The organism is Deltaproteobacteria bacterium, from assembly GCA_020848745.1.
Taxonomy (GTDB): domain Bacteria; phylum Desulfobacterota; class Binatia; order UTPRO1; family UTPRO1; genus UTPRO1.
Window position 1 is genome coordinate 38496 of the sequence record JADLHM010000003.1, and the last position, 19321, is coordinate 57816.

The 19321-nt window shown below is 73.5% G+C and carries 18 protein-coding genes; 6 read left to right on the forward strand and 12 right to left on the reverse strand.

Features of this window, described 5'->3' with window-relative positions:
* Positions 1-50 precede the first annotated feature (50 nt).
* Both IT293_00230 and IT293_00235 read right to left on the reverse strand, forming a co-directional pair.
* Positions 51-539: a 6-carboxytetrahydropterin synthase gene (locus tag IT293_00230; GenBank protein ID MCC6763064.1), complete on the reverse strand. Its 489-nt coding sequence runs from the start codon at positions 537-539 to the stop codon at positions 51-53.
* Complete coding sequence (locus IT293_00235; protein MCC6763065.1) at positions 536-1252, reverse strand: haloacid dehalogenase-like hydrolase; 717 nt, start codon at positions 1250-1252, stop codon at positions 536-538. The genes IT293_00230 and IT293_00235 overlap by 4 nt, the downstream gene beginning before the upstream one ends.
* A gap of 104 nt (positions 1253-1356) precedes the next feature.
* Between IT293_00235 and IT293_00240 the strand changes: the two genes are divergently transcribed.
* Positions 1357-2028 (forward strand): alpha/beta fold hydrolase, encoded by a 672-nt coding sequence (locus IT293_00240; protein ID MCC6763066.1) that lies wholly within the window; start codon positions 1357-1359, stop codon positions 2026-2028.
* A gap of 7 nt (positions 2029-2035) precedes the next feature.
* Entirely contained in the window at positions 2036-2314 is a 279-nt protein-coding gene (locus IT293_00245; protein MCC6763067.1) for a hypothetical protein, read from the forward strand.
* Between the two features lie 381 nt (positions 2315-2695).
* On the opposite strand, the gene IT293_00250 is transcribed toward IT293_00245, so the two are convergent.
* Together IT293_00250 and IT293_00255 are read right to left on the reverse strand one after the other, a co-directional pair.
* On the reverse strand, positions 2696-2956 hold the full coding sequence (locus IT293_00250; protein ID MCC6763068.1) for a hypothetical protein: 261 nt from the start codon (positions 2954-2956) through the stop codon (positions 2696-2698).
* Between the two features lie 9 nt (positions 2957-2965).
* Positions 2966-4438 carry a glycosyltransferase family 39 protein gene (locus IT293_00255; GenBank protein ID MCC6763069.1) on the reverse strand — a complete coding sequence of 491 codons (1473 nt, stop codon included), beginning with the start codon at positions 4436-4438 and terminating at the stop codon, positions 2966-2968.
* Positions 4439-4526: 88 nt separating this feature from the next.
* On the opposite strand from IT293_00255, the gene IT293_00260 reads away from it, so the two are divergent.
* Both IT293_00260 and IT293_00265 read left to right on the forward strand, forming a co-directional pair.
* Positions 4527-5384 carry a hypothetical protein gene (locus tag IT293_00260; protein ID MCC6763070.1) on the forward strand — a complete coding sequence of 286 codons (858 nt, stop codon included), beginning with the start codon at positions 4527-4529 and terminating at the stop codon, positions 5382-5384.
* On the forward strand, positions 5381-6175 hold the full coding sequence (locus IT293_00265) for a glucose 1-dehydrogenase (protein MCC6763071.1): 795 nt from the start codon (positions 5381-5383) through the stop codon (positions 6173-6175). Before IT293_00260 ends, IT293_00265 begins: the two co-directional genes overlap by 4 nt.
* Here IT293_00265 and IT293_00270 read toward each other — a convergent pair.
* The 5 genes from IT293_00270 to IT293_00290 form a co-directional block, all read right to left on the reverse strand.
* Entirely contained in the window at positions 6162-6701 is a 540-nt protein-coding gene (locus IT293_00270) for a DUF1232 domain-containing protein (GenBank protein MCC6763072.1), read from the reverse strand. The two genes, IT293_00265 and IT293_00270, sit on opposite strands and share 14 nt — an antisense overlap.
* A gap of 85 nt (positions 6702-6786) precedes the next feature.
* The gene (locus IT293_00275; protein ID MCC6763073.1) at positions 6787-8532 is read right to left on the reverse strand and encodes a hypothetical protein; all 1746 of its coding nucleotides are present in this window, start codon (positions 8530-8532) and stop codon (positions 6787-6789) included.
* 88 nt (positions 8533-8620) lie between these two features.
* Positions 8621-9634, reverse strand: a complete 1014-nt coding sequence (locus tag IT293_00280) for an agmatine deiminase family protein (GenBank protein MCC6763074.1) — start codon at positions 9632-9634, stop codon at positions 8621-8623.
* A 123-nt stretch (positions 9635-9757) separates the two neighbouring features.
* Positions 9758-10498, reverse strand: a complete 741-nt coding sequence (locus IT293_00285) for a dienelactone hydrolase family protein (protein MCC6763075.1) — start codon at positions 10496-10498, stop codon at positions 9758-9760.
* Positions 10499-10503: 5 nt separating this feature from the next.
* Positions 10504-11496 (reverse strand): carbon-nitrogen hydrolase, encoded by a 993-nt coding sequence (locus IT293_00290; protein MCC6763076.1) that lies wholly within the window; start codon positions 11494-11496, stop codon positions 10504-10506.
* A 244-nt stretch (positions 11497-11740) separates the two neighbouring features.
* On the opposite strand from IT293_00290, the gene IT293_00295 reads away from it, so the two are divergent.
* Both IT293_00295 and IT293_00300 read left to right on the forward strand, forming a co-directional pair.
* A complete protein-coding gene (locus tag IT293_00295) occupies positions 11741-13336 on the forward strand; it encodes a glycosyltransferase (protein ID MCC6763077.1) in 1596 nt (531 codons plus the stop codon).
* Entirely contained in the window at positions 13333-14844 is a 1512-nt protein-coding gene (locus IT293_00300) for a hypothetical protein (GenBank protein MCC6763078.1), read from the forward strand. Before IT293_00295 ends, IT293_00300 begins: the two co-directional genes overlap by 4 nt.
* 36 nt (positions 14845-14880) lie before the next feature.
* Here IT293_00300 and IT293_00305 read toward each other — a convergent pair whose 3' ends face one another.
* From IT293_00305 to IT293_00315, 3 genes are all read right to left on the reverse strand, one after another.
* On the reverse strand, positions 14881-17175 hold the full coding sequence (locus IT293_00305; protein ID MCC6763079.1) for a hypothetical protein: 2295 nt from the start codon (positions 17173-17175) through the stop codon (positions 14881-14883).
* Positions 17172-18071, reverse strand: coding sequence for a class I SAM-dependent methyltransferase (locus IT293_00310; GenBank protein MCC6763080.1), 900 nt, complete (start codon positions 18069-18071; stop codon positions 17172-17174). The genes IT293_00305 and IT293_00310 overlap by 4 nt, the downstream gene beginning before the upstream one ends.
* A 182-nt stretch (positions 18072-18253) precedes the next feature.
* On the reverse strand, positions 18254-19321 hold a 1068-nt coding region (locus IT293_00315), incomplete at its 5' end, for a hypothetical protein (protein ID MCC6763081.1).

A 19321-nucleotide genomic window follows, 5' to 3' on the forward strand; every position in this document is an offset into this window, starting at 1 on the left:
CCGGCTATCCGGATCGGTGTGCGTTGACAAGCTTGCGCCGCCCGCGGGAGTCAGATCGCGGCGCGACAGTAGGCTGCCTGCCCCGGGGCCTCGCTGACGCCGACCTCGATCTCGGTGAGCCCCCGCATCGCGTGCGGGTCGAGTCCCTCGCGCAGACGCGCGAGCACGTACGCGGCGAGCTCCTCCGCCGACGCGTGGACGATCGGGAGCAGCGCGCAGTCGGTCGCCGGGAAGAGGAATCGCGCCCCGTCCTCGTAGGTCAGCGCGACGCTCGGCCCCTCGTGCGCCACGGTCAGGCAGTCGCTGCGTACCGGCACCAGCACGCGCTCGTCGAGCTCCTCGCACACGGCCCGGGTCACGCGCTTCACGATGCCGAAGTCGAGTACGTAGCCGTCCGCGCCGACGGTGCCGGAGATCGCGACCGATACCTGGTAGTTGTGCCCGTGGAGCGGCTCGCGAAAGCCCTTGTACGCGATGAAATGCGCGGCGGAGAACTTGAGATAGTCCTTCTGCACGACGACGCGATAGCCTGCCCTCACGCGGTCTCCTTTCGTTCGGCGAGCGCCGCGAGCGCGGCGTGGATCGCGGCGCCGTCGCTCCAGTCGGCGAATACGGCCGCCGGCCGGAGCGCCGCGAGCTCCGCGAGCGGCGTGCGTCCGGTCGCGACCAGCACCGCCGGCATCCCGTTCGCCGCGGCCGCGGCGTGGTCGAGCGGCGTGTCGCCGAGGATGACGCAGTCCGCGCGCCGCACCGCCCGCCCGCTGTGCGCGCGGAAGCGCTCGCGCGCCACGTCGGGCAGGGCGGCGCGCAGCGCGTGGTCGCTCCCGAAGGCGCCGACCGCGAAGAAGTCGGCGAGCCCGGCCGCGCGCAGCTTCAGCTCCGCCGCGCCGGCGAGGTTGCCGGTGAGGACCGCGCTCGCGAAGCGCGGGTCGGCGGCGACCGCTTCGAGCAGCGTGCGCGCGCCCGCCACGGGCTCGACCGTCGTCGCGCCGTCCGCGATCGCCTCGGCGAGCCGCGCGCCGAGCGCGCGCTCCATCGCCGCGAGCGCGGCCGCGTCGACCTCGGGCGCGGTCCCCGTCATCGCGAGCAGCTCGGCGACGATCGCCGGGTCCGTCTTGCCGTCGGGGCGCATCGCGCCGATCGACACGTCGACACCGAAGACGTCGCGCATCGCCAGGTCGAACGGGATCCGTCCGGGCGTGTGACGCGCGTCCAGGATGGTTCCGTCGAGATCGAAGAGCAGGAGCTTCACGACACCGCCTTGCGGACGTGCACCGTGAAAGGCTAGTGCACCGCCATCGAGATGGCGATGCACTAGCAGAGGCCGTCCGCGTCACCAACGTCAGGAGAGCATTCGTGGATCTCGCGCACACGCTGTACGAGCCGGAGGGCGACGGCCCGCACCCGACGATCGTCGCCCTCCACGGATGGGGCGCCGGCGCTTTCGACCTGATGGGGCTCGCGCCGTACCTCGGCGGCGGCCGCTTCCAGGTGATCTGTCCGCAGGGGCCCCTCGAGGTGCCGCTCGGCACGACGGGGGCCGTCGGCTTCGGATGGTTCCCGCTGAGCGCGGTGCAGCCCGCGATCGAGGGCCCGATCGAGGACGCGACCGCGCGCCTCGAACGATTCCTCGAGACCGCGCTCGCGCGCTACGCGGTCGACCGGCGCAAGCTCGTGCTCCTCGGTTTCAGCCAGGGCGGCGTGCTCGCGTACCGTCTGGCGCTCGCGGCGCCGCGGCGCTTCGCGGGACTCGCGGCGTTGAGCTCGTGGCTCCCGCCGCAGATGGTCGCGACCCTGCCCGACGTCGACGGCCGCGACGAGCTCCCGACCCTCGTCCAACACGGCACCGCCGACGAGATCATCGCCGTCGCACGCGCCCAGCAGTCGCTCGAGGCGCTGCGCGCGCTGCGCGTACCGGCCGTCTACCGCGAGTACGACGGCATGGGGCACGAGATCAGCGCCGAGAGCCTCGCCGACCTGTCGCAGTGGCTCGAGGACAAGGTGCGCTCGCCGATCATCCTGGCGTGAGCCCCGCGTGACGACGCGCCGCGAGCTCGCGGGCCCCTCGCATCTGCACGGCTCCGAGATCATCCGCCGGCGGCTCGTCGAGTGGTACGTCGCGCAAGGACGCGAGCCGCCGGCCGCGCTCGCGAAGGTCGCCGACCTGGCCTTCGCCCTCCTCCGCCAGGGCGCGGTGAGCGTATGGCGCCACGCCGACGGCAGCCTGCGCTGCCGCCTCGTGAGCGCCGGCAGCCGCGACCCGAACGAAGAGCGTCTCGCGACGTTCCGTCCGCCGCGCGCAGCAGGTTGCTGAAAAAGGGCCATCTGCGTCGTTGCTCGGTCGCTCGCTTGTGCGGCGTAGCTTCCGCTACGCCTCCGCGCTCACTTCCTCGCGCCTAGCAGCTGACCCTTTTTGAGCAACCTGCTGGGGCTACCACGTGCGCTCGGTGGGGCTTCGCTTCGCTCGCCCTTCATCTCACAAAGGATCTCGCCTTCGTCGAAACGTGATCGGTGGGGCTTCGCTTCGCTCGCCCTTCATCTCACAAAGGATCTCGCCTTCGTCGAAACGTGAGATGGATGAGCGGCGCGGAGCGAAGCGGCGCTCACACCACCGCACGTGGTACCCCCCGCAGGTTGCTCAAAAAGGGGCAGCTGCTCGGCGACGACGCAGATGGCCCTTTTTCAGCAACCTGCGTCAGCGGCTCGCGAGAGCGAAGATGGGATACGGGTCGGTGCTGCGGACCGTCACCGGCCGGCCGGGATGGCGGAGGATCACGCGCGCTTCCGCGAGGGTGATCGGACGCCCGAAGAGGCAGTGGCGCTGGCGGCCCTCGCCCTGGGTGTTCGCCCACGCCATGAGCTCCTCGGGCGACGGACGGTGGCCGAGGGCGACCGCGCATTGGCGGACGACGAAGCCAAGCATGATCTTCGGCGGCGCGGTCTTCGCGGTCGGCATGGTCGATGGTTATCCATCGTCCCCACGCACCGGAGCAAGCGGGCACGTCGCCTCCGTGTCCAGGACGAGCGCGACCGGGACGCCGCGCCGCCGCGACACGACGAGCGGCTCGACGACGGGCGCGGCCGGGCGCGGCGTCACGAGCCGGTGCGCTCCCGCTACGCAGGCGGCGCGCGGGAGCGTCCGGCGGAGACGGTACGCGAGGACGAGCAGATCGCTCTCGTCGAGATCGTCGTCGGCGACGAGCGGTGACGCCTCCGGCACGCGCGCCGCGACCTCGCGCGCGAAAGGCACGAGCGAGCCGCGCGCGCCGCGGCGCACCCGGACGCCCTGCCCGATCACGAGGACGCCGAGGTCGATCGCGACGACCAGGGCGGCGAGCGCGCGCGCCGGCGGCGCCGTCGTCACCCGTCGGAGCGCCGCGAGGGCCGGCGCCGGGACGCGCGCCGGCTCGCGCCACGCCGCGAGCACCGAGGCGAGCGCGCGTGCCGCGAGGAGGGCCACCGCGGGATAGAGCGGTAGCAGATAGACGCCGCGCTTTCCGTACGCCGCCGTGAAGACGGCGACGATCGTGATCCACCAGACGTGCAGGAACCGCCCGAGCTCGTCCTCGCGCGCGCCGCGCCACCACCGTGCCGCCGCCGCGACCAGGACGAGGTTCCACGGCAGCAGGTCGGTCGCGAGGTTCGCGACCATCGTGAGCCGCGAGCGACCTCCGTGCATGCCGAAGACGCCGCGCCCGACGAAGCGATCGACGTTCTCGTGCAGGATCTGCCGCGCCAGGAAGTCGCGGCCACCGACCCACGTCGCGGCCGCGTACCACCCGACGTCGACGACGAGCACGAGCGCGGCGAGCCGCCACGACCAGAGCGCGCGCAGGCGATCGAGCCGACGCTCGACGGCGAGGAACGCGGTGACGACGAGACCGACGAGTACCGCGCCGGCCGGCCCTTTGGTCAGCACCGCCGCGGCGACGGCGCCGTAGCAGAGGGCGCGCGCCCACGGGTCCCCGGACCGGTACCAGCGCAGGAACGCGACGAGCGCGGACGTCACGGCGGCCGTGAACACCATGTCGACACGGGCCTCGCTCGCGGCCTCGACGAACCCGTGCATGCCGGCGAGCGCCCCGACCGCGAGCCAGCCGCACGCGCGCCCGCCGGCGCGCACGCCGACGAGGTACACCGCGACCAGCACCGTCCAGGCCGCGAGCGCCGACGGGAAGCGCACCACGGCGTCGGAGAGCCCGACGAGCGCGGCCGTCGCGGCCGCGACCCAATGGAAGAGCGGCGGCTTCGACGGCATCTCGCCGTTCCGGCTCGGCAGCACCCAGTGGCCGCGCGCGACGACGTCCTGCACGACGAGCCCCTCGCGCGCCTCGCCGTGCGTGCCGATCGGCGGCGCGGCGAGCGGCCACGCGAGCGCGAGCGCGGCCATCAACGTCAGCGCCGCGAGGTCGGCGACGCGCGGACGGTCCTCGTGCATGGCCGGCGCTCATAGCGCGGCGCCCCCATGCCGGGAAGCCGCCGCGCCCTCGACGCCCCGGAGGGCTTGAGGCATAGTCGCGGCTTCGATGACGCGCAGGCGGAGGGGACGCCGTCCCGAGGACTCACGTGAGGGAGCCGAGCACGACGTTCAACCGCGCGTCGGACCGGACGGACGCCCCGACGACCGTCGCTCCCAGCAACCGGACTTCTACACGCCTCCACCGTCGCCGCTGACGCGCTGGCAGCACCACCGCCCGCACGGCGGAGCGCCACAGGGGCGGCGCGGGCCGGACGCGGGTCGGATCCGGCCGTACGGCCCCGCGCCGCGCTTCGGGCAAGATTCGCGAGGCGGCGCGCCGCGCGGAGACGCCCAGGGCGGAGGCGAGCGCGGACGCCGGTCGCCCGACCCGACGGGCGGCGCGCGCTACGACCGTCGCGGCGCGCCGCCGCCGCAGCGCCCGCGCCGCTTCGGCGCGAACGAGCATCCGCGCCCGCGAGCGGACCCGGCGCGCACGCCCCCACCGCGGGCCGCGGCGTCCGTCGCCGGTACGATCGAACCGTTCGACCTCTTCTGCGCCTATCACCTCGGCATCACGCCCGACGGAGCCTACCGCATCCAGAACATCCACGAGGTCGCGCGTCGTTTCGGCACCAATGCCGCCGAGTTGCGCCAGATCCTCGTCGCTCTCGGGATGGCGGCCGACGACATCGTGCACAGCGGCTTCGACCTTCCGAGCGCGCAGGTCGACATCATGGTCGCGCCGGAAGGCATCAGCCGTCGCGAGCTGGCGCGCCCGCTCTACGAGGAGTTCCGCAACGCCCCGAAGAAGACCCGCGACTGGGCGCGCGAAATGGAAGACGCGCAACGCCAGATCGACCAGACGATCGGACGCGACGGCCGCTGGTCGCCGGCGCCGCGCGATCCGGCAGGAAAGCAATCATGACGACGACCCCCGTCCACGACCCTTTCAGCGTCGCCGGCAAGTCCGTGATCGTGACCGGCGGCGGCACCGGCATCGGCGCCGCCATCGCGCGCGTCTTCAGCGAGCGCGGCGCGAAAGTCCTGATCGCGAGCCGCAACGGCGAGCACCTCGGTCCGGTCGCGAAGGCGCTCCGCGACGGCGGCGGCGTCGTCGAGAGCATCACCTGCGACGTCCGCGATCCGGATCAGGTCGAGGCCATGGTCGACCGGGCGGAGCAGGAGTTCGGGGGCGTCGACGTCATGATCAACAACCACGGCGCGAGCTTCTACGCGCGCGCCGAGGAGCTCAGCCCGAACGGATTCGCCACCATCGTCGCGATCAACCTGAACGGCACCTTTCTCTGCGCGCGGGCCGTCGCGCGGCGCTGGATCGAGAAGAAGCAGGGCGGCCGCATCATCAGCATGTCGTCGGAGGCCGGCATCTACGGCGCGCCCGGCATGTCGCACTACGCCGCCGCCAAGGCCGGCGTGCAGCAGTTGACCCGCACGCTCGCCATGGAGTGGGCGCAGTACGGCATCCTGGTGAACTGCATCGCGCCCGGCCCGATCGACACGCCGGAGGCGGCGACGCGCAGCTGGGGCACGCCGGAGATGAAGAAGCAGGTCGAAGCCTCCACCGCGCTCAATCGCCTCGGCCGCGTCGAGGAGATCGCCTGGCCGTGCGTCTTCCTCGCCTCCGAGGCGGCGGGCTTCGTGACCGGTCAGACCTTCTCGGTCGACGGCGGCCCGACCTCGCCGCTCACGATTCCTTAGCGGCGGCGTGACGCTGCGCCCGCCGCGCGAGCGCCGGCGCGATACCCTTCCACACGCAGTAGCGCTTGAGGCCGTCGCGGCCGAGGTCGCACGCGACCGCCATCACGAGCGCGTCGTCGATCATCCCGATGCGCGGCAGGAAGTCGGGCACGAAATCGAGCTGATCGGCGAGGTAGGCGACGCCCGCCGCGAGCAGGCTGATCGCGAAGTACGGAATCTGCGGACACCGGCCCGCCGCGTGATCCTTAAGGCAGAGGATCGCGAGATCGAGCTGCGCGCGGAGCCTCCGCCCCGGCATGCCCGGGAGCTTCGTGGCGCGCTCGCGGATCGACGATTCGGCGACGAGCAGATCGCCGACGTCGGCCGGCGCGAGCTTGTTGGCGAGCTCGACGACGGCTCGCACGACCTCGGCGCGGGTGAGGAGCGCGGACGCCGCGGGCTTGCTGCGCCGGGCGGCCGATCGGCTCGCCGCCCGACGCGAAACGCGCCCGGGACGCGCCCTGCCCGGCTTCGCCGCTCGACCCATGCCCGGTCCATAGCGCCGCAGGCGTCCGAGTTTCAACGCCCCCGGGGTCGGCGCGCGGACGCGCCCGCGCCGAAAGCCGCCGCCCCTATTGCTCGAGGCAGTAGACCGCGAGCGTCGTCGCGCAGTTGCCGGTCGTCGCGTGCGCCCACCAGGTCGAGTCGGCGAACGCCGACGCGCCGAGCGCCGCCGACGTCGACGTCTGCGCGCTCCAATCGTCGCACGTCGAGGCGAGCGTTCCCGTCGCCGACGGCAACGGCGCGCCGGTATACGCCAGGTCGCCGGCCGACGGCACGTAGGTTCCATCGGCCCGCTGCCAGATCCCGCTGTCGAGCGGACTCCCCGCGGCGACGGTCGCCCCGGTCGCGATCGGCGTCCCGTCGGGCCGCACGTAGAGCGGCGCCAGCGTCACCCGCGACGCCGCGGTGGCCGTCGAGGTCGCAAGCAGCGCCTTGTAGGTTCCCGCGAGGCCCGCGGCGGTCGCGTTGCTGGCGCAGAGCGTGTCCGCGGCCGCCACGTCGACGCCCGGACCCGGCAGGAACGCTTTGGTGCTGACGAACGCGATCTTGCCGCTCGTGGCCGGCGGCACGAGGTTCGAGGCGTGGTCGATCTGGAAGCAGTAGAGGCGGCGCGCCGTGTCGCAGCCGGCGTTGCTGCGCGCCGTCCACGCGACCGGGCCTCCCGTCGAGCGGCCGACGTTGCCATCGGCCGCGCCGTCCATCGACGTCCAATCGGCGCACGTCGTCGCGGCGACGACGCCGTCCTTGGTGGTTCCGGTCCACACGGTGAGCCCGCTCGACGTCGGCGCCGCGTTGGTCGACACGTCGGCGCCGCTCTCGTCGAGGCGCAGCGGATGGAAGATCTTGTTGGCGAGAATGTCCGCGACGGTGTTCGCGAACGGCTTGCCGTCGACGCGCACGAAGCCCTGCGCCGCGCCGAGGCGGGTCATGGCGTTCACGCCGGCCGTGGAGAGCCACGCGACCCAGGTCCCCGGCAACGCGGCGGCGGCGGCGCGCTCGGCGCAGATGGTGTCGGCGGCGGCGATCCCGCCGAAGTCGCCCTTCTGCAGCGTCGACGTGACGAATGCGCGGTTGAACAGCGGGGTCGCCGTCGCGGTCGGCGTCGGCGTCGCCGTGGCCGTCGGGGTCGCGGCGGTGGCGCTCGGCGTGAGCGTCGGCGCGGGCGTGAACGTCGGCGGCGGGCCACCGGGCGTCGCCGTACGGGTGGGCGTCGCCGTGCGGGTGCGCGTCGCGGTCGGCGTACGCGTCGGGGTCGCGCTCGTCGAGCCGGGCGTCGGCGTCGGGCACGCGACCAGGCTCCGCTGCACGAGGTCGAGCATCTCGCCCGCGCGCGGCGCGCCGAACCGCAGCAGCTCGCCGACGCGACATTGGTAGGCGAGCCGGAGGCAATCCTTGTAGTCGTCGAGCGAGCCGAGGGTCGCGACGTACGGCCGGCAATCGGTGAAGAGCGCGTCGATGTTGGCGGCGAGCTCGGTCCGGAGCGTCGCGAACGGGATCAGCTCTTCCGCGCACTTCTTGTCGACGGCGAGCTCGAGCTTGAGCGCCTGCCCGTCGAGGCTCGCGAACTGCTTGTCGCAGGTGGCCTGCGCCTTCAAGAGGCAGTTCGGGTCGCCGGGCTTCAGCTGCACGCAGGCGAACACGGCATCGACGCACTTCTTGAGCGCCTTGTAGCCGTTCGCGAGGTAGGTGCGGCCGGCCGCGGAGACGTTCTTCTCGCAGGCAACGACCGCTTTCGCCTGGGCCGGATCCACGAGCTGGGCGCGCGCGGGCGCCGGCCGGCTCACGCACGCTCCCGCGAGCAGAAGGGCGAGCACGGCGGCGGTGATGGGACGGGTGTGCGGAGCGGCGAGCGTGGCGGGGATCCTCGTGTCCCGTCGACCCTAGGCGCGGGTCATGTATGGGTCAAGCTGGTTTCTCGGGCTGTTGCTGCGTTGCGCAGTGGAACGCCCCGAGACCCCACACGAGGTCGCGGCTGTCGACGCCGACCACGCGCCGCGACGGAAAGCAGCGCCGCAGAAGCGCGAGCGCGGCCTCGTCGTTCGGGTCGGCGAACGTCGGCGCGAGGACGACCGCGTTCCCGACGTAGAAGTTGGCATAGCTCGCGGGCAGGCGCTGGCCGTCGCGCACCACCGGCCGCGGCATGGGCAGCTCGAGGATCGTGAACGGCCGCCCGTCCTGATCGCGGGCGGCCCGCAGCCGTTCGAGGTTCTCCCGCAGCGGACGGTGGTTCTCGTCGGCGGGATCGGGCTCCACGACGGTCACGATCGTGTCGGGCGCGACGAAGCGCGTGATGTCGTCGACGTGCCCGTCCGTATCGTCGCCCGCGATGCCGTCGCCGAGCCAGATCACGTGCCGCGCGCCGAGGAACTCGCGGAGGTGGGTCTCGATCGCGGCGCGGTCGAGGGCCGGGTTGCGGTTCGGATTCAAGAGGCAGGACTCGGTCGTGAGGAGCGTCCCCCGTCCGTTCACGTCGAGCGAGCCGCCCTCCATCACGATGCCGGGACGGAACGCGCGGAGACCGAGGATCTCGGCCACCCGCGAGGGAACCGCGTCGTCGCGGTCGAAGGGCGGGTACTTTCCGCCCCACGCGTTGTAACCCCAGTCGACGACGGCGACCTCGCCCGGCCGGGTCACGAAGATCGGACCGTGATCGCGGCACCACGGCTCGTTCGTGGGGATGCGGTGCAGGTGGACGCGCGCGCGCGCGACGCGCCGCGACGCGTCGAGCAGCGCCGCGACGCGCGCCTCGTCGTCGGCGTCGAGCACGTTCACCTGCACGTCCTCACCCGCCGAGAGCTCTTCGATCATGCGGAGCCAGAGCGGCGGCACCCGTTCGTAGAGCCCGGGGAAGCTGATGCCCTCCGGGCGCGGGAACGAGAGCCAGGTGCCCGCGTGCGGCTCCCACTCGGCAGGCATGCGGAACCCGAGCGCGCGCGGCGTGGGCTCGGTCACGAGACCTCCGGCGCCGCCGCGATCACGCCCATACGATCGCCGGCCGGCATGCGCCGAGCGCCCGATCGTTGGTGACGATGGTCCCCGTCACGTCCCAGCCAGGTGCTTGCGCAGGAACCCGATCGCGCGCGGCCACGCGACCGCCGCCACCGCCGGTCGATAGGCGTCGGGCCGGGTGTCGTTGAAGAACGCGTGGCCGGCGCCGGCGTAGCTCTCGATCTCGAACGTCTTCCCCTCGCGTTCGAGGATCGCGCGCAGCTCGTCGACGTCGGGGTTCGGGATGAGCGCGTCCTCCGCGCCGAAGAGGCCGAGGTACGGGCACGCGAGGCGCGGCGCGAGCTCGAGGGGGCTCGCCGGCTTGCGCGCGTTGCGCTCGGCGTAGCGCAGCATGCCGTACCACGAAACGCAGGCCGCGAGCCCGGGAACGCTGCACGCCGCCATGAGCGCGTATTGCCCGCCCATGCAGTAGCCGGTGATGCCGACGCGCTCGCGCCGTACCTCGGAACGGCTCGCGAGGCAGCGGACCGCCGCGCCGAGGTCGGCGAGGATGCGCGGATCGGGCAAGGATTCGATCCACGCGAAGACCGACGGCATGTCGGGCAGGTCGGGCGCGCCCTCGCGGCTGTAGAGATCGACGGCGAGCGCGAAGAAGCCCTCGCGCGCCAAGCGGCGCGCGATGTCGCGGTAGTGGTCGGTGAGGCCGCGCACGTCGGGAATCACGACGAGGCCGGAGAGCGCCGTGCCGCCGGTCGGCCAGGCGCCGTAGCCGTTGATCGTGGCGCCGTCGCCGGGAAACCGGAGGTCCGCGTCGGAGATCGCGTCGGTCATGGCGGTCAATCCGCGTAGCGCCGGGTGATGTCGCCGTAGGCGTCGATCCGCCGGTCGCGCAGGAACGGCCAGTGCGTGCGCGCGGTCTCGATCGCGCCGAGGTCGCAGGGCACGACCAAGATCTCCTCGCGATCGGCGCGGGCGCGCGCGAGGATCCGGCCGGCGGGATCGACGAGGAAGCTCTGCCCCCAGAACTCGAGGCCGTCGCCACCGGGATGCGGCTCGTGGCCGACCCGGTTCGGCACCGCGACGAAGACGCCGTTGGCGATCGCGTGGCCGCGCTGCACCGTCTCCCACGCCGTATGTTGCGCCTCGCCGTGCTCTTTCTTCTCCGAGGGGTGCCAGCCGATCGCGGTCGGGTAGAAGAGCACCTCGGCGCCGGCGAGGGCCGTGAGTCGCGCCGCTTCCGGGTACCACTGGTCCCAGCAGATCAGCGTGCCGACGCGCGCCGCGCCGACGTCGAAAGCGCGGAAGCCGAGGTCGCCAGGCGCGAAGTAGAACTTCTCGTGGAAGAGCGGGTCGTCAGGGACGTGCATCTTGCGATACGTCCCGATCACCGCGCCCGTGGCGCCGAGCACGACGACGGTGTTGTGATAGACGCCCGCCGCCCGCCGCTCGAAGAGCGAGGCCACGATCACGATCCCGAGCTCGCGGGCGAGCTTCCCGAGCTTGGTCGTCGACGGACCCGGGATCGTCTCGGCGAGCGCGAAGTTCGCGTGGTCCTCGGATTGGCAGAAGTAGCGCGAGCGAAAGAGCTCCGGCAGGCAGACGATCTCGGCGCCGCGCTTCGCGGCCGCGCGCACGTGCTTCACGGCGGCCGCGAGGTTCACGCCGGGGTCGACCGCGCACCGCATCTGCACGAGGCCGACGGTGACAACACGCTTGTCGTTGCGTTTCACGCCGCGACTATTCCTGCCGAGATCGCCCCTTGCAACCACGCGCCCGATCCGGAGCCGCACACCACCAGCGAGTCGGCAGGAGCCCGCGCGACATTTCATCGCCGACGCCGGTGGTGGTGCGGGTCGCGATGCGAGCGACGCCAGGCGGTGCGGCGGCGGCGGCGGTGGGTGACTTTGCGAGCGACAGACAGCTCGCTTGACCCCGACACATGGAGCCACCGGCGGGTAGTAGGCGCTCGGCTCCAGGAACCGGGAGCCGCAAAGCCACCCACCACCGCCGCCACCGCACCCGCAGCGCCGGCGCCTTGATTGTCGCCCACGCCCATGTGCAAACACCCCGGCGATGCGCGTGCTCATCGGGAGCGGGATCGACGGCTTCTGCCACCGCTATGGCCCGCTGCACTGGGCCGAGCAGCTGGCGACGCAGGGGATCGCGTCGACCGTATGGGCGCACACCGATCCGCGTCTCGCCGCCGACCTCGAGTCGCACGACGTCCTCCTCCTGTATCGCGTGCCGGACGGCGACTGGATCCGGCACCTTCTCGGTCGCGCGGCAGCGCTCGGCCGACCGACGGTCTTCGCGGTCGACGACCTGATCGTCGTTCCGGACCTCGGCGACCCGCCGCTCCTCGACCACCGGAGCGACGTCGAGCGCCGCCTCTGGCACGACGGCATCCGGCGCTACCGCCGGACGCTCGACGCCTGCGACGCGCTGCTCGCGACGACCGCGCCGATCGCCGCCGTCGGGAGCGGGCTCGCTCTGCCGACCGCGCTCCATCGCCAGGGCGTCTCCGCCGTCGAGCTCGCGCTCGGTGCCGCCGCGCGGACGGCGCGACCCGCCGCTGCCGCGGATCGTCCGCGCCTCGGGTATTTCAGCGGCACCGCGACGCACGACGACGACTTCGCGACCGTCGCGGCGCCGCTCGCCGCCGTGCTCGCGCGCCGCGCCGACCTCGAGCTGCTCGTCGTCGGGCCGGTGACGCTGCCCGCCGCGCTCGCACCCTACGCGGACCGCGTCGTGCGCCACGGCCTCGTCGGATGGGCGGAGCTGCCGGCCCTGGTCGCGACGTGCGCCGCCAGTCTCGCGCCGCTCGCCTGGCGCAGCCCCTTCGTCGCCGCCAAGGGCGCGGTGAAGTATCTCGAGGCGGCGACCGTCTCGGTGCCGGTGATCGCGAGCCCGACCGACGCCTTCCGCGACGCCGTCCGCGACGGCGTGACGGGCTGGATCGCCGCCGACGACGCGGCCTGGGAGCACGCCCTCGACGCCGTGGTGACGCATCCGGAGCGCGCGGCGCACGTCGGGGCGACGGCGCGCGCCGACGTCGCGCTGCGCTTCGCGCCCGCGGCCCAGGGCCGGCCCTTGGCGGCGTTCCTCAGCACGGTCGTCGCCGGACTCCGCGGCGCGCGGGGCGCGAATCTCGGACGGGTCGCGCGCTCCGAGCGCGAGCTCGTCGCGATGCATCCCGGCGAGGTCGCATACGCGGCGCGCGAGCCCGCGGCGCGATCCGACGCGACCGTCGCGCCCGGCACGGGTGTGTCGGCGCCGCTCGGCGACGGCCGGGTCTTCGCGCAGCGTTTCGCGTGCCGCCACGCCGGACTCCTGCGTGTCGACGTCCGCACCGTCACCTACGGGCTTGCGCTCGATCACGTGCTCGAGGCGACGGTCCGCCGCGCCGACGGCGGCGTGGTGGCGACGCGCGAGCTTTGGGCCGGGGTCGCGCCCGACCACGACTGGCTCGCGATCGACCTGCCGACGGACGCCGACTCGGCGGGTCGTACGTACGTGCTCGAGCTCCGCGCGCGCGGCACGGGCGAGCGGAACGCGCTCTCCTTCGCGCTCGCCGACACCCCGAACGCGCGCGCTCCGCTCGCGATCGACGGCGTCGCCGGGGCTGAGGCGCTGGCGCTCCGAACGTTCACGGCGTGGCCGGTCACGTGAGCCGCCGACGAGCGGTGAGCGGGGTGGCGAACGCGCCCGCACCCGCGCCGCTCGCGGCCGGCGAGACCGCCCTCGCCACGATCGGCGGCGCGGCGCTTGTCCTCCTCCTCTGCCGGCCGGCCTTCCACGCGTGGTTCTTCGGCGAGGCCTTCCTCTACCTCGGGCAGTACTGGGGGGCGCGCGAGCGGTTCTGGGCGGCCCTCTTCAGTCCGAGCGACGTCTCGTTCTTCAAACCCGTCTGCTTCGCCGCGAGCCTCCCCTGGTACTTCCTGCTGCCGCCCGATCCGTTCGGCTACCACGTGCGGAATTTCGTCCTCACGGTCGTCGCGCTGGCGCTTCTCCATCGCGTGCTGCTGCGAGTCGCGCCGGTGCGCGCGGCACGCCTGCTCGCGCTCGGCTTCTTCGCGGCCTCCAAGGTGCACCTCACGACGCTCGGCTACCTGATGATCTTCGACTCGATCCTCATGCTGTCGCTCCTGCTCGCGGCGGTGCTCTGCGCGCTCCGCTGGAACGCGACGGGCGCGGCGCGCGATCGCGCCCTCGCGCTCGCGTTCACGCTCCTGTGCGCCTTCACGAAGGACTACGGCGTCGTCGCGGTCGCCGTGGTGGCCGCGATCGTCGGGGTCCACGCCCCGGCGCGCCGCCGCGCGCTCGCCACCTGGTTGCCGCCGCTCGCGCTCGTGGCCGTCCTGCGGGTCGCCCTCCGCTGGGCGGTCGTCGGCGCGATGCCGTGGTCGCATCCCACGTACGCGCCCCACTTCTCCATCGACGAGGTCGGCCGTAAGGCGCTCGTCCTCCTCTCGGCGCTCACCAACGCGTCCTTCGGCTGGCACGACAAGACGGGTGCGAGCGGCGTCGGCGCGCTCGTCGTGCGCCTCGCGCCCGGCGTCTTCGGCAGCGGCGCCGCGGACGCGATCGACGCGGCGGTCGGCGCCGCGGTCGTGGCGGCGCTCGCGGCGAGCGTCGTCGCGGCGCGCGGCCGCGTACGGGTCTCGGCGCTCGCCGCGCCCGCCGTATGGATCGCGGCGTTCTTCGTGCCGCCGCTCTTCGTCCGCAATCTCCAGATCTACTACGCGTACGAGCCGCTCGCGGGGGTGGCGGTCGCGCTCGCGGTCGCGTGGAGCGCGGTCGGCGCGCGCTGGCGGCGCGTCGCGGCGGTCGTGCTCGCCACCGTCGTCGTCGGCGGCGCCGCGAGCAACCGCTACGCGACCTACGACTGGCAGTACGCCGCCGTCCGGGCGCGCGAGCTCGCGCCGGTCGTCGACGCCTACCGCGGCAGCGCGCTCCGCTCCCTCTCGCTCGTCACGAGCGACGTGCCGTTCTGGCGCTGGACCCTCAGCGCCGACGACAAGGCGCCGATGCTCGAGTTCCTGTTGCGGCGCCCGGGCCTCCCCGTCCGGATCTACGACCGCGCCGTGCTCGCCGAGGCGATCCCGCCGCTCGATCCGGCGCACGTCGTTCTCGATGCCGACGCGCGCTTCGCGCCCGTCGCGGTGCCGCGGCCGTGACGGCGGCGGCCTCGCGCCGATCCTCCCGCGGCGCGGCTATTCGATCTCGACGAGGTAGAGGTCGCCGGGCGCGACGGTGAGCGCAAGCCGGTCGCGCGCCTCGCGCTCGCGGAGCGCGAAGGGCGGCAGGCCACCGAAGGCCGCGACCCGGAGCGCCCGCGTCGCGACGTCGTCATCGCGCGCGAACGGCCGCGCGTCGTCGTAGGCGAGGATGCGGACCTTCCACGCTCCGCCCGGCCGCGGCGGCAGCAGGATCTCGACGCGCGCGCGCGCGGCGACGCGCTCGAGCCGGGCGTCGAGCGCGGCGAAGCGCGGATAGCTCCAGAGCGCGAGCCGGCGCGGTCCGCCGCTCGCGTCGGGCGTCGGCGCCGCGAGCACGCCGATGCGGTCGGCGTGGCGGCTCGCGAGCCGCACGGCGAGCTCGGCCGGACGCGCCGCGTCCGGCGGGCGGGGCGCCGCCGCGAGCGTGCCGCCGCTCGCCGACCAGTCGACCGCGCCCGCGACGATGCTCGCGAAGAGGTACGCGGCGTAGGCGCGCAGCGACTGGTTCGGCGGGTAGATCATCAGGACGGGGTACCAGGACGCCGCCTCGACGACCCCCTGCTCGAGGAGCAGCGCCGCCGTCTCGGCGTGCCACGCCATCTCCCAGCGCGTCGTGCCGAGCGGCGTTCCGGTCGCTTCCTCGAAGGCGCGCATGACCAGCGGATGGATCCCGAGCTCCTCGATGCGGAGCGGCAGCTCCTTCCCCAGGACCTCGCGGAGCACGCGCCGCGCGGCCGCGATCTTGTCGCTCGCGAAGTTGTCGAGGGTGAGCTGCGGAGTCTCATAGAGGTTGAACGAGAAGTCCCGCCACGGCGGCAGCGGGGCGCCCGCCTCGCCGAACGCGCGCAGGATCGCGCCGAGGTACTCGCCGAGGTTGTCGGCGGCGGCCCCGACGCGCTCGGTCTCGACGACCCAGGGGCCGAGCGAGACCGGCGCGGCGCCGATCACGGGCGCCATCGCCTGCCAGGTCCAGAGGTACTGGCGCGCGTAGGTCGCGGCATCGCCCTGGAAGCCCACCTTCCGGACGGCGCCGTCGGGCTCGACCCACACGCAGTTCGCCTCGCTGAAGAAGGAGAAGGACGCGCGCGGGTACCAGGGCTCGGCCGCCAGGTGGCCGAAGAGCGCGCCCACGTAGCGCCGCCAGCCGTCGCGGTCGACCACCGGGAGCTCGTTGAAACGATACGTCGGATAGCTGCCCTTCCCGCCGGTGAATCGCTCCGGCGCGGCCGCGAGGTTCAGATGGAGGTCGAGGCCGGCGGAGGCCGCGCTCGCGTTCAACGCGTCGAACGCCGTCCAGTCGAGCGCGAGCGGCGCGTCCGCCGCGCCCGCGTCGTCGCGCGCGATCTCGTAGCGGTCGGCGACGCCGACCTCGAAGCTCGCGGGCGCCTCGCCGGCGCGCGCGCGCTCGGCGTCCTCGCGGGCGAGCGTCGGTCCGTAGTTGCCACCGAGCGCCGAGAGGATCCGCAGCGACGCGAGCCAGGGGAACGACGCGCGCAGCCACTCCGGCCGCCCGTAGTGCGGACCGTCGGCCCCGAACAGCGAGTACGTCTTGAAGACCGTGCCCGCGCGCCAGGGCTCCGCACGCGGGCGGAGCGGCAGCGCGTCCGCCGCCCGGAGGTCGATGACGACGGGCGCGTCGGCGTGCTTGGCGTGGACGCGCGGGTCGCCGAAGAGCACCCAGTCGTGGCGGCGGCTCTCGCCCGCGCGCGAGGCGAGCACGACCCACACCGTCTTGCCGCGCCACGGCGCGAGGTCGACGCGCACCTCGCGCCAGTCGTCCGCCGGTCGCCCGCCCGGGAGGTGCTCGAACGCGAGCGGCAGCGTCGCCGGGTCGGCGGCGTCCCCGACCGCCCAGGCGACGTCGACTCCGTCGCTCTCGGGCGCGAACTTGGCGAGAAGCGCGACCGACAGGGAGAGCTCCAGGTCGCTCCCGGCCGGGACGTCGATCCGGAAGCTCGCCCGGCTCGTCTTCCCGTACAGCGACGGCAGGAGCAAGAGCGCGCGGTGCGCGACGCCGTTCACCACCGCGAGCTCGGAGAAGGGACGGTAGGGCCAGTCGTGATGGCGCGGGTCGACGCGTTGGCGCACCTCGGCGGCGCGCCACTCGTGGTGCAGGTCGAGGTCGGGAGCGTCGGGGCCTGCCGGAGCGCGCAGTGTGACCGCGGGCCCCTGCACGACGGGCGGCTCGCCCTCGGCGAGCCCGCGCAGGCGGTCGCAGCCGCCGGCGAATCCGAGGAGCGCCGCAGCCGCCGCCGCGACCAGGAGCGAACGCGCGAGCCGCGCCGTCACGCCTTACCCGCGAGCACGCAGAACTGCAGCCCGAGATAGCCGCGGTCGTAGCCCCAGTAGAGCTCGAGCACCGGATCGACGAGACCCGCGTCGCGGAGGTCGCCGAGGACGTCCCACCCGAAATCGGTGTAGACGAGCGCGCCCTCGGACGACAGGGGATTCCCGTGGTGGATCGGCGGCAGGAGGTGGCGCACCTCGCCGTCGATGCGCTCCGCGCGCCGCCGATGGTGCTCGACGTCGAGATCCACCGGGAACGTGAGCACGGCCCGGCCGCTCGTACGCAACACCCGCGCGACCTCCGCGAACGCCCGCCGCGGGTCGTTCACGTGCTCGAAGACGTCGCAGCTGACGAGCACGTCGAGGCTCGCGTCGGCGAAGCTCAGCCGCTCGGCGTCCTCGTGGCGGACGCTCCGCGGACGCGTCCCGCCCGGCGCGTCGTCCGCCAGGTACTCGCTGCCGACGACGGTCGCGCCGAGCAGGCGCCGCGACAGCGAACGATAGAGCGGCGAGAGCGCCTCCATGAGATACACCGCCACCGGATCGCGGCCGCGCCGATCGTCGACCGCCGCGACGACGAGCTCGCTCACGCGGCGCTGGCGCGCCGCCAGCCCGCAGCGCGGGCAGCGCATCGACTCGCGCCAGTTCGGAATGCGCAGCCCGTCGTCTGCCTCCCACGCGCCGTCGAAGTCGACCGCGAAGTCGACCGCGCGGCGGCACACCGCGCAGACTCCCGCCACCACGAAACACGTCTCGTATTGATGGAGCTCCGCCAGGTGCCGCTCCAACGACCAGCGCGGCGCGAACACGGGATCGTTCACCAGCGCGAGAAACTCGTGGCGGCTCCTGAGACGATGCGCTTCCACGGTATCGGCGACGCTCCCGGCCGGGGGCGCCACGACTAGCGCGCGTCGCCGGGTGGCGCAACCGCGCGGGCGCGACGGCGCGCCCGGAGCGCGAAAGGCAACGCGACGGGGGCTCGGCGCCGACGACGCGGCGATCACGCCGCGCGCGCCGCGCCGGGTCTCACCCGGCCACACGGGCGGTGACGCGCCCCACGCGCGTCACCGCCCTCCCCCCCTCAGTCGGCCTTGGCGCGGAACTGTTCCGCGAGGTTCTTCTGCGTGGCCGAGTAGCGCGCCTCCCAGCAGACGCCGCTCTCGCTCTTCAACTGCACCGTGACCATCGTCGTGAGCGGCAGAGTCGGCATCGGAAGGTCGATGCCCTTCCCCTTCACCAGGATCTTGGTCTTGGTCGCCGCGCCCGACTTGAGCAGGATCTGCTGCAGGCCGTCGGGCGTGTAGAGCTTGTCGTTGTACTTGAAGCCGCCCTTGATCGCCTTCCAGCACGGCTTCGTGCCGCACGTTCCGCCCGCCGGCGCGTGCGCCAGGAGGATCGGCTGCGGGCGGGCCGACGAGTCGTACACGCAGAACGTATAGTCGGTCGTCGTCAGCGGATCGCCGAAGTCGGCGACCGTCGTCGCCGCGCCCTTCACGTACTTCCAGTTGAGCTGATCTTTCTTGTCGGGCGTCTTGTCGGCGAGCTTGACCGTCCCCTTGCCGGCGAGCGCGGGGCCGCGGCAGCCCGCCTGCGGCGTCGGGCCGCAGAGGAAGCGGCAGCCCGGCGTGCAGTTCGGCCCGCCGCCCGGAACGTCGCAATCTTCGCCGCAGGCCCCCTGCACGATGCCGTCGCCGCAGGTGATCGAGTTCCCGTCGCAGGTGCCGCCCGTGCAGGCGTCGCCGATCGTGCAGACGTTGCCGTCGTCGCAGGTCGTCCCGTTCATGGTCGGCGGGTCGGAGCAGACCCCGGTGCCGCTGTCGCACGTTCCGGCGTCGTGACACTGATCGAGCGGCGTACACACGACGGGGTTCTCCCCGGCGCACGTGCCGGCGCCGTCGCACTCGTCGGTCTGCGTGCACAGGTCGCCGTCGTCGCACGAGGCGCCGTCGGCGCGCGGCGGATCCGAGCAGACGCCGGTGCCGGGGTTGCAGGTGCCGGCGTCGTGGCACTGCGAGAGCGGCGTGCACACGACGGGATTGGCGCCGACGCAGGCGCCGGCGCCGTCGCACGCGTCCGGAGCCGTGCAGAGCGTCCCGTCGTTGCAGGCGGCGCCGTTCGGCTTCACGGGATTCGAGCAGACGCCGGTGCC